This window comes from Oceanisphaera arctica (assembly GCF_002936955.1).
Lineage (GTDB): Bacteria > Pseudomonadota > Gammaproteobacteria > Enterobacterales > Aeromonadaceae > Oceanimonas > Oceanimonas arctica.
This window is the reverse complement of record NZ_MPZM01000068.1, coordinates 1-10263: the sequence shown is the minus strand read 5'-3', so window position 1 is coordinate 10263 and position 10263 is coordinate 1. Positions and strand designations below refer to the sequence as shown.

Genomic DNA, 10263 nt, shown 5'->3' with positions numbered 1-10263 from the left:
GGGTACTGCACATAGGCCGGCGGAGACACCCCCTCCCAACCTCCCCCTGGCGGCTTTTCCTTGAAGAGAAGCCGCCGCTGTGTCTGTATCCCTGACGCCAAGGGGGAGGAGCAAGTTCGGCGCCGGGTTTACGCTCTGCTAATGTTGCGATCTGCAGATGCAACGTCAAGGAGCAGCAATGTATCAATCGGTACTGACATTCTGGTTTGAAGAGCTGACGCCGGCCCAGTGGTGGCAAAAGAGCAAGGCGCTGGATGACGACATTCGCCGGCGCTTTGGTGCGCTGCACCGGCGGGCCTGTCTGGGGGAGTTGTTCGAGTGGCGTACCCGGGCACTGGGGCGGCTGGCGGAGATCATCGTGCTCGACCAGTTTTCCCGCAATATCCATCGCGACAAGCCAGAAGCCTTTGCCGCCGACGGCATGGCTCTGGCGCTGGCGCAGGAGGCGATAAGTGCGGGGGCGGAGAAAGGCCTGACGCGACAGCAGCGGGTGTTTCTGTACATGCCGATGATGCACAGCGAGTCGCTCAAGGTGCATGATGTAGCTCTGGCGCTTTTCGAGAAGAACGGGTTTGCCGATAACCTGGCCTTTGAACGACGCCACCGGGATATTATCGCCCGCTTCGGGCGCTATCCTCATCGCAACGCCATACTGGGGCGCGAGTCCACCGCAGAAGAAATTGCCTTTCTGCAGCAGCCCGGATCTTCCTTCTGAACAAAGAAAGAATAAAGAAAGGGGTCGGCGTCAGCTTTTCAAAACGAAAAATGACGCCGACCCCTTTTTGCTTTTTTTACTGCTGCTGAATGGTCCAGATCTGGAAGGCGCGCTGTGTGTCCTTGTCGGCGGCGTTCCACCAGTGCTGGAGCATGTCCAGGGCGTCGGCATCGACTACCGCATCACCGAATTTGGCCTGGGCGGCGGCCAGGGCGGCGTCGGTACGGCCGTTGAATGCCATGTTTTGTTCTGCCAGGTACTCCTGAATGCCACCGGCGGTATCAAGGCCGGCCGGGGTAGGAATGGTGAGCATGTCTGCGGCTACCGTCTCTCCGGTTTTTTTGTCCACAACTTTGAGCTGGGTATCTTGTTCCCGTAAAAACTGCCGTGTCAGCTGGTAGTTAATGGGTGTTTTATAGTTAAGGGTCAGCTCGGCATCGGCAGGTACATCAAGGGTAATGATCACAGGGTCACCATTGAGCACGCGCAGCTCGGAGCGATTGGAAAAGTCGTTGGTATAGGAGACCGCAACCTGTTGCTTGCCTTCAGCAAGATCCACCTTGTGGACGGACTTGGTAATGCTGTTGGCGGTTTTATTGCCGTTGACCAGATGGATCTGGTAGGGCTGCTCTGCTTCAAAGGTGGCGGCGCTGGCGCCAAAAGACAGGCCGGCAAGGGCGAGGGCGGCGAGGGTAAAGCGTGTTTTCATTTGGGGCTCCTGAGCCATGGTTTTCCATACTCATCTAAAGCATGGGCTGCTAAAACATACACTTAAGTTAACCGCAGGATTTTGACATCCTCCCCTCCCTAAAGGAAGGGAATTCCTACCGCTAGACGGCAATGCCCTGCCGCGAGAATGTTCATGGCCGCATTCACATCGCGGTCGTGCTCTGCTCCGCACTCAGAGCATGTCCATCCTCTTATTCCAAGTCCCGCGATACCTCTCGGCCTCGAATCGGGCAGGGCGCCACAACTCGAACAGGTTTGGGTGGAGTAGGATTCGTTGACTACGTCAAACACCACTGACCGCGCTATCGCTTTATATTCCAGTTGTGTTTTGAGCAGGGCCCAACCGGCATCCAATACCGATTTGGCCATCTTGGTCTTGATAAGCTTGGTGCTGCTCACGTCGCCAACGAATATCGCAGCATGGTTATTAACAAGCTGCGTACTGAATTTATGCAAGGCATCTTTACGCCTATTTTTTATCTTGGCATGGATGGCCTTGACCCTTTTTTTGTTACTGGCTCGCTGTGCCTTACCCAGTGCCAACTCCAGGTCGCGGTAGAACCGGCCAGCAGATAGCTTGCTACCATCGCTACAGGTGGCGGTCTCTTTCAGGCCTAGATCAATACCGATGGCGCTTTTGCCTTCCGTTGTTGATTGGACGGCCACCTGCACACAAATATTGAAGTACCAGCGACCCCGTGCATCTTCCGAGAAGCTACCGGCCCGGAACTGATATTTGGACAAGCCGTAGCTGTCCCACACCTTGAAGTGGTGTCCGGCAAATTTTATCTGGCCGTTGTGCCACTTGGCCGCCCGGCTCTTGAACGGGATAAAGCCAAGGGAGCGTTTCACGCCAGAACTGACGCGCCAGCGCAGCTTGGCCCGTTTGAATTGCTTGCGGGCCTTGGCATGAACGGCAATGATTTCCTGCACGGTGGCAGAGCCAATGCGATAACCACGCTCCTTCTGGATGCCTGCCGTCAACTTCTGAACATCAAATGCCGATAGCCAGACAGGCTTAACCGGGCCAAGGTCGCTATCATTGCGGCCCGCCTTCATGGTTAGCTCGTTGGCGTGGTTAAAGACTTGATTGACCTCGAACGCTGAGGGTTTTTATCTGTACATCCATACAGCAAAGAATAGAATATTGACGTTGCTTCGCAACGTGGCGCTATCCATCCCCGCCCTAAAAGGACGGGGCTTCCCGCTTAATTTTGGTGACAATTTACGCTTGGCAGCGCAATAACCGATAACGGCAAGCCAGCGCAACCTTAACCCAGCTCCCGGGTGAAAGGGGGCAGGGCGTCGAGCAGGGCGGGGCCGTAACGACGGCTGAGCAGCCGTTTGTCCAGCAGCACGATGCGACCACTGTCGGTTTCGGTACGCAGCAGGCGGCCGCAGGCCTGTATCAGCTTGCGCGAGGCCTCGGGCATGGCCAGCTGCATGAAGGGGTTGCCGCCGCACAGAGAAATCCACTCGGCCATGGCTTCTTCCACCGGCGAGGTGGGCACGGCGAAAGGCAGCTTGGTGATGATGAGGTTGGTCAGGTAGTGACCGGGCAGATCCAGCCCCTCGGCAAAGCTGCCGGTGCCGAACAGCACGCTGGGCTGTTTGCCGTCGCATTTCATCTTGTGCAGTTGCAACAGCGCCTGACGGCTGGCCTCGCCCTGTACCAGCAGCGACAGTCCTTTGGCCCGCAGCGCCTCGGCGGCCTGATTCATCTGCCGGTAAGAAGAAAACAGCACCAGGCTGGCACCCTGCTCCTTCAACCACAGCGGTATCTGCTCGACCAGCATTTGGTCAAAGTCAGGGTCGGTCGGTTCGCAGGTCAGCGGCGGTATGATCAACCGCGCACTCTGGTAATCGAAGGGCGAATTCAGACGCAGATAATGGCTGCCGTCGTCGGCTCTGAGCCCCACGGCCCGCCGAAAATAACCGAAGTCGTTCAGGGCGGTGAGGGTGGCGGATACCATCACCACCGCCGCCGCCCGCGACCAGCACCATTGCTCCAGCAAATGGCCTACTGCCAGCGGGGTGGCACAGAGCAGCAGCTCCTGTTTGTCTTGTTTTTCCTGCTTGTTGTGTTGAGCAAGCTCCAGCCATCGGGCCGGGGGCGTCTGTTTGGGGCCTGTGGTGCGCAGCAACAATTCGGCGCCGTCGCGCAGTTGCTCGCCGTGCAACTGTTGCTGGCTCAGGGTCGCCAGGGCGGCCTCTGTGGTGGCGGCCTGGCTCGGTTTGAGTTTGAGCTGCTCGCTCAGCTGGCTGTGCAGGGGGCCCAGGGCACGACAAAATCCCTGCGCATCTTCTTTCAATACGCTCAGCAATTCATCGAGACCTGCGGGCAGGTCGCCGGGGCTGAAGCGCAGGCAGCCCTGAGCGTCTGGCTCCAGCTCCCGGCGCTGCAGTGCAGTAAAAAGCTGGCGATAGACACCGTTCAGTGCCGGTATCAGCTGGCCCAGACTCTGTTGCAGGCGGCCCAGGGCCGACTGGCCTTCTGGCCCCAGCAGTTTGTTCAGGCCGCCCTGCCATTTGCTGAACTGTTCAAGCTGGCGCCGGCTCTGGCGCAGGGCCAGACGGGCCGAGCCCTGCTCCCGGGCGACCGGGGCGATATGATGGGCCTCGTCCAGTATGTAAAGGCATTGCTCGGGCTCGGGCAGTACTATGCCGCCGCCCATGCTCAGGTCGGCCAGCAGCAGGGCATGGTTCACCACTATCACATCGGCCTGCTCCAGCTCGGCCCGGGCCAGATGAAAGGGACAGAGCTGATGGCCAAGGGCCGGTTGGCAGCTGTGTCGCTCCGCCTGCAGCTGCTGCCACAGGGCAGGGGCTATGGGCTGGGGCCAGCTGTCCCGGTCACCGGGCCAGCGACCGGCCATAAAGGCCTGCCACAGCTCGGCCAGTTGCTGTTGCTGGTTCGGGCTCAGGGCCTGTACCGTGTCAAACAGGCCGATCTGGGCCTCGCCCCGGGCCAGCGCCTCCAGCCGGCGGGCGCAGCAATAGCGTGCCCGGCCCTTGGCCAGCACGAAGCGAAAGGCGGGTTGGCAGTGGGGCAGAAACAGCGGCAGATCCTTGTCGACCAGCTGCTCCTGCAGCGCCAGGGTCGCGGTGGAGATCACCAGTTTTTTCTGATGCATTCGCGCCCAGGGAATGCCGGCCTGCAGATAGGCCAGCGACTTGCCGATGCCGGTGCCGGCTTCGGCCACCAGAATGCGACGGGCCCGATCGTAGCGGCCGAGCAGCACCTTGCCGATTTCTGCCACCAGGTAGTTTTGTTCCCGACGGGGAATAAAACCGGGCAGCGCCTGGCTTAACCGGCGGTAATTGTCGCGCACCAGGGTTTGATAATCGCCGTTTGGCTTGGGCTGTGGCTCGGGCGGCGACGTGGGCAGTGACTTGGGCTGAGACATAGGTGATGACGGGAGAAATGGAGGCTGGCAAGTATAACCGATGACGATTTTTAAACTAGCTACAAGTAGTTGTTAACTAAATGTTGCGTAAAGTCACAATTAGCTATCGGAAGAGTCTTATTGTCACAAAAAGTTCCCGCAGTTTTGTTGCAAGCCCAAAAATCCGATGATAGGCTGCCTGCCATAGTAACGTGATGCGTTGCTAACACAGGGAATTACAAGGACTTAGTGTTTAACTACAGTAGGCATATAAAAATCATGAAAAAGACAATTCTTGCACTGACTATTCCTGCGCTGTTCGCAACCTCTGCTAGCGCCGTGACTGTATACTCCGACGAAGGCGCTCAGGTTGATATCTACGGCCGCGTTCAGTTTGATGGCGGTGAATTTGGCTATCAGAACGATGCTAACAGCAAAAAGGTCAAGTCCAAAGACTTCGGCACCGACGGCTCTGCTCGTCTGGGCGCCAACGTAAAATATGTTTTGAACAACGACGTTGACCTGATTGGTAAGCTGGAATGGCAGGTTACTGCAGAAGGCTCAGATGATGCCAAGACTAGCGACATAGATGCTCGTTACGCCTGGGCCGGCTTCCGCTTCATGGACACCACCGACCTGACCTTCGGTCGCAGCCAGGATCCGCTGGCGCAGGCTATCTACCTGACCGACGTATTCAACAAGTTCGGCGGTGCTATCACCTACAATAGCGAAATTGGCCTGTCCGACAAGGCTGACGATCAGATGATGGTTGCTTATGCCGCCAATGGTCTGGATCTGCGTGCAGCTTATGCTTTTGGTGATAAAGACAAAACAGACTTTGCAAACCAGGTTACTCCCACTAGTGGCACAACTGATGTCCAGGAAAATCAGTGGTCTGCTTCTGCTGGTTACACCTTCCCCTTCGGTCTGGGCCTGGTAGCTGCTTATGAGCAGAAAAACGGTTACGCCAAAACCCCCCTTGCTACTTCAAACAACGCCGATGTTGATGCCTGGCTTGCTGGTGCCAGCTACACCATCGATGGCTTCTACTTCGCAGGTTTGTATATCGATCGTCAGCGTGAAACCGCTTCCGGTGATGACGAGTCCAAGGCTTACGAACTGCACGCTCAGTACAACGTAGACGCTTGGACCCTGATGGCTCAGTACTCCAATGAACAGTATGACGCCGCCGGTGCAGCTGCCGAGTTCGACAGCATCGACGACATCACCCTGGGCGTTCAGTACGACCTGAACCACAAGGCCAAGCTGTATGCCGAGTACGTGATTTCCGATTCTGAAATTGCCGACGGCACCAAGAAAGACGACCAGTACGGCCTGGGTATCCAGTACAACTTCTAAGCTTTATTTAGCTTAAACGAAGTTCAAAAAAGCCGGCGAAAGCCGGCTTTTTTATTGTTTAAAATTGGTAAAACGATTTTACTATCTCACGCCTCACGCCTCACGCCTCACGCCTCACGCCTCACGCCTCACGCCTCACGCCTCACGCCTCACGCCTCACGCCTCACGCCTCACGCCTCACGCCTCACGCCTCACGCCTCACGCCTCACGCCTCACGCCTCACGCCTCACACCTCACACCTCACACCTCACGCCTCACGCCTCACGCCTTTCGTTACAGCTCCCAACTGCCGTGCTGGGCCTTGCGGTATTTCTGCTCGCAATAATCACAGCGCTGACGGCAGGGGTCTTGCAATAGCTGTTCGCGCGGAATCACGGCTTCACAGTCGCTGCACAGACCATAGAGGCCCAACTGCCACTGGCACAGGGCGGCGTCGATCTGCTTGAGGGCGTTGAGTTGGGGGTGCAGTTGGGGCCAGGCCGCCAGTGGCGGATGGTCGGCCCATTCGTCGGTTGGCAACCGCTGCAGGGCGGTTGCCAGAGGGGCATCCAGCGCCTGTAACGCTTGCAAGAAGGTCTGACGCCGGTGTGCCGCCTCTGCCTGCAGGCGTTGCTCCAGCTCGCGTAGGGTGATATTGCTGATCATGATCACATCCAGTGAGTGAAATATGCCAGCCAGTATAAGGTTGGCAACGTGTTAGCATCATGATGCAAATCAAGAGAATGGATAAGTGAGCCGTATCCAGCTGTAGGCGCCGCTTTAGCTGGCGCGAACCGACAAATAACGTCATACCTTTAGAATCGGCACCGTCTGATCCGGCAGCTGAAGCGCCGGCTACAACACCAGAATACCCACGCGGAGCCGGCTCACATCACCCCTCACGCAGCACCGTATCCAGTTCCCGGCGAATATCGTCGGTGTGCTTCAGGGTACGGATGTGGCCGAATAAATCCTGGGCCTCGGGGTAATACAGCTTGAGGTAGCTCAGCCATTGCTTGATGCGGTTGGGGTAATAGATAGCCTTGTTGCCTTCGACCTCCAGCGACGAGTAGTTCAGCAAGAGTTCGATCACCTCTTGCCAAGTCATGGGGGTAGCGCCGCTCTTGATGGTGGCGGCCAGATTGGGCAGCGCCAGGGCGCCCCGGCCCAGCATGACGTCCTGGCAGTCGCTTTGTTGCTGCGCCTGCATGGCCTGCTCGGCGTTCCAGATCTCGCCGTTCACCACCACGGGTATCGACAGCGCCTGTTTTATCTCGGCCACCAGCGGCCAGTAGGCGGGGGGCCGGTAGCCGTCTTTCTTGCTTCGGGCGTGCACCGCCAGCTCGTTGACGCCGCCCTCGGCCAGGGCCTGGCTGTTCTCCAGATAGGAGTCGCGTTCTTCCAGCCCCAGGCGAATCTTGGCGCTCACCGGCAGGTGCGCCGGCACGGCGGCGCGCACCGCCCTGGCGATTTGATACAGCCGCTCGCTGTCGCCGAGCAGGGCGGCGCCGCCCCTGTGTTTGTTCACGGTCTTGGCCGGGCAGCCGAAGTTGAGATCGATGCCTTCGGCACCGAGCCGACAGGCCTGATCGGCGTTTTCCGCCAGCCAGTCCGGCTCCTGACCCAGCAGCTGTATGCGCACCGGCGTACCGGCCGGGGTCCGGCAGCCCTGATGCAGCTCGGGGCAAAGCCGGTAGAACACCCGGGGCGGCAGGCGCATGTCGACCACGCGCACAAATTCGGTTACGCACAGGTCGAAGGGATTGATGCGGGTCAGCAGATCCCGCATCAGGTGGTCCAGCACCCCTTCCATCGGGGCCAGTATCAGGCGCATAGTCACTCTTGGTTAGCAAAAAAGGTCGGTAAAAGCGGGATTGTAGCCTGCCGGGCATGGGGAGCAAAGCGTGCTCCGTATAAAGAGGCGACAGGGTTGCCTCTACCGACACGCTTCAAGTACGTCCATGTAACGCTCAGCACATGACATCCATGTCATGTGACGGCCGGCTGAAGCAATCCCTGTCGCCTTTTTTTGTCACACGAGCCATTAGACAGCGCCAACAGGCCGCTCCGAACTCTGAAGGAGGACAAAGGGATCTGCTCAGCCGACCTTCTGTTTCAGGGATGAAACAGAGAGAGTAGATGGGGCGAACTTGTTCGCCGAGACGAGCCGTTTCAGCCTGACCAAACATCCAGTGAATGTTCGCAGCAGACTGAAACAACGAGTGGCATGTCACATAGCGAGTCGGCGGAGCGGGCCCTTTGTCCGTACGTCTAGGAATCCGATGATCGTCGAAACGGCTGTAACAACAGCCGGTGCAGGCGCAGTTCGGTGGGGTTGCGAAACTGGTTCAGCCCTATGGTCATGCCTAGCTGGCCGGCCTGGGGTTGGGCTTGGTAGGTGTTGAACAGTCGGTCCCACCAGGGCAGGTTGAAGCCGAAGTTGCTGTCGGTTTCACTAGGAATTACCGAATGATGCACTCTGTGCATGTCGGGGGTGACCAGCATCAGCCGCAGCCATTTATCCAGCCGCTTTGGCAAGCCCACATTGCCGTGGTTGAACATGGCGGTGGCGTTCAGCAGCACCTCGAACAGCAGCACCGCCAGGGCTGGTGCGCCGAGCAGGGTCACCGCCGCCAGCTTGAGTACCATGGACAGCAGAATTTCGATCGGATGAAAACGCAGGCCTGTGGTGACGTCGAACTCCAGATCCGCATGGTGCATCCGGTGCAGTCGCCACAGCAAGGGGACCGCATGAAACAGCCGGTGTTGCAGGTAAATCAGCAGGTCCAGTATCAGCAGCGACAGGATAACACAGGCCCATATCGGTACAGACAAGGCGTTAAACAGTCCCCAGCCTCGCTCTTCGGCGAGCAAGGCCGCGCCTACGGCGGCCAGCGGAAAACACAGCCGAAGCAGCAGGGTGTTGATGACTACCAACAGCAGATTATGGGGCCAGCGGCCAAGGCGCCCTATGTGCTGGGGTCGGCGCGGAGCCAGCCATTCCCACAGCATCATCAGCAGCAGGACGCCACCGAAGCAACCCAGTCGGATCAGCGGTTCAAGCTCGAACATCATGGTTGTTCTCAGTTGTGGAACCACGCAGCACGCGAGCCCAGATGGAGGGCAGCCAGAACAGGTCGTTCGGTTCATCGATGTCTTGCAATCGCTCGCCGAGCGCACAGCGCCAGCCCAGCCGTGAAATACGTTCCTGGGTCATGGTGGCGACTTTGTCTGTGCTCCAGGGCATGTCGTCGAACAGGGAGGTATGAAAGCGGCGCAGGCCGAGCAGGGCATAGCCGCCATCAAAGGTGGGGTGCAGCAGGGCATCATGGTCGGTCAGCCGTTTGGCAGCCTGGCGCAATAATGGGGGCGATATTTGCGGGCAGTCGGTGCCAATCAGCAGTACCTGTTCGTTTTTAAGCAGACTCCAGTGAGCGGCGCGGGCCATGCGGCATCCCAGGTCACCGTTACCCTGGTCGCGGAGCTCAATGCCGGGCGGCAGCGGTACATCTTGCCACTCAATGGAATTGGGAGCCGGCGTCATGCACAGTTCCACCGGACCTATGTCGGCGGTCAGGCTGGCATTCAGGGTGCTCGAGAGCATCTGTCGTGCCAGATTGGCCGCGCGGTCGGCGCCGAGGGCAGGGATGAGCCGGGTTTTGGCAAGCCCTGCGACCGGGGCCTTGGCGAAGATGATGATGCGGGTACTCAACGGTAGGCCCTCGCCAGTTGCTCGGGGCTGGCGCCGCGCCAGTAGGCGAAACGCAGCCGCCACATCAGCAATATGGTGCGCCACAGGCCCTTTTGTTCCCAGCGCCGGCCCGAGGTGGTTACCTTGTGTTGCAGGCAGGCCGGGGGCCCCAGACGCTTCAGCCGTTTGCTGAGCTCTATGTCTTCCATCAGCGGCTGATCGGGAAAGCCGCCCACCGCCTCGAAGCTGCTGCGGCACACGAAGATGGCCTGATCGCCGGTGGCGATGCCGGTGAGGCGCGAGCGCAGGTTCATCATGAAGGCGATGGCCGCCAGCATGGGATGGCGGCCGGTGATGGTCACATCGAAGCGGCCCCAGTCATGACCGGTCAGCGCCTCGGCAAT

Annotated in this window: 9 protein-coding genes and 1 pseudogene; 2 read left to right on the top strand and 8 right to left on the bottom strand. The window is 58.8% G+C overall.

Annotated elements, in window-relative coordinates; all coding sequences use genetic code 11:
- Positions 1 to 178 precede the first annotated feature (178 nt).
- Positions 179 to 715 carry a DUF924 family protein gene (locus UN63_RS16015; protein WP_104488478.1) on the top strand — a complete coding sequence of 179 codons (537 nt, stop codon included), beginning with the start codon at positions 179 to 181 and terminating at the stop codon, positions 713 to 715.
- Positions 716 to 791: 76 nt separating this feature from the next.
- Here UN63_RS16015 and UN63_RS16010 read toward each other — a convergent pair whose 3' ends face one another.
- The 3 genes and pseudogenes from UN63_RS16010 to dinG all read right to left on the bottom strand — a co-directional run bounded on the left by UN63_RS16010 (position 792) and on the right by dinG (position 4851).
- Positions 792 to 1424 carry a YccT family protein gene (locus tag UN63_RS16010; RefSeq protein WP_104488476.1) on the bottom strand — a complete coding sequence of 211 codons (633 nt, stop codon included), beginning with the start codon at positions 1422 to 1424 and terminating at the stop codon, positions 792 to 794.
- A 98-nt stretch (positions 1425 to 1522) separates the two neighbouring features.
- A pseudogene (locus UN63_RS16005) lies at positions 1523 to 2527 on the bottom strand (RNA-guided endonuclease InsQ/TnpB family protein); the annotation flags it as partial.
- A gap of 188 nt (positions 2528 to 2715) precedes the next feature.
- Complete coding sequence (gene dinG, locus UN63_RS16000) at positions 2716 to 4851, bottom strand: ATP-dependent DNA helicase DinG (protein WP_104488471.1); 2136 nt, start codon at positions 4849 to 4851, stop codon at positions 2716 to 2718.
- Between the two features lie 258 nt (positions 4852 to 5109).
- On the opposite strand from dinG, the gene UN63_RS15995 reads away from it, so the two are divergent.
- Positions 5110 to 6189, top strand: coding sequence for a porin (locus UN63_RS15995; protein ID WP_104488469.1), 1080 nt, complete (start codon positions 5110 to 5112; stop codon positions 6187 to 6189).
- A gap of 273 nt (positions 6190 to 6462) precedes the next feature.
- On the opposite strand, the gene UN63_RS15985 is transcribed toward UN63_RS15995, so the two are convergent.
- The 5 genes from UN63_RS15985 to UN63_RS15965 form a co-directional block, all read right to left on the bottom strand.
- Complete coding sequence (locus UN63_RS15985; protein WP_104488467.1) at positions 6463 to 6834, bottom strand: transcriptional regulator, TraR/DksA family protein; 372 nt, start codon at positions 6832 to 6834, stop codon at positions 6463 to 6465.
- Between the two features lie 226 nt (positions 6835 to 7060).
- Positions 7061 to 8002, bottom strand: coding sequence for a tRNA-dihydrouridine synthase (locus tag UN63_RS15980; RefSeq protein WP_104488465.1), 942 nt, complete (start codon positions 8000 to 8002; stop codon positions 7061 to 7063).
- Between the two features lie 437 nt (positions 8003 to 8439).
- The gene (locus tag UN63_RS15975) at positions 8440 to 9243 is read right to left on the bottom strand and encodes a sterol desaturase family protein (RefSeq protein ID WP_229793458.1); all 804 of its coding nucleotides are present in this window, start codon (positions 9241 to 9243) and stop codon (positions 8440 to 8442) included.
- A complete protein-coding gene (locus UN63_RS15970) occupies positions 9227 to 9880 on the bottom strand; it encodes a TIGR04282 family arsenosugar biosynthesis glycosyltransferase (protein ID WP_104488463.1) in 654 nt (217 codons plus the stop codon). Before UN63_RS15970 ends, UN63_RS15975 begins: the two co-directional genes overlap by 17 nt.
- Positions 9877 to 10263: TIGR04283 family arsenosugar biosynthesis glycosyltransferase (locus UN63_RS15965; RefSeq protein WP_181068270.1), on the bottom strand; the 387-nt coding region annotated here is incomplete at its 5' end. The genes UN63_RS15970 and UN63_RS15965, both read right to left, overlap by 4 nt.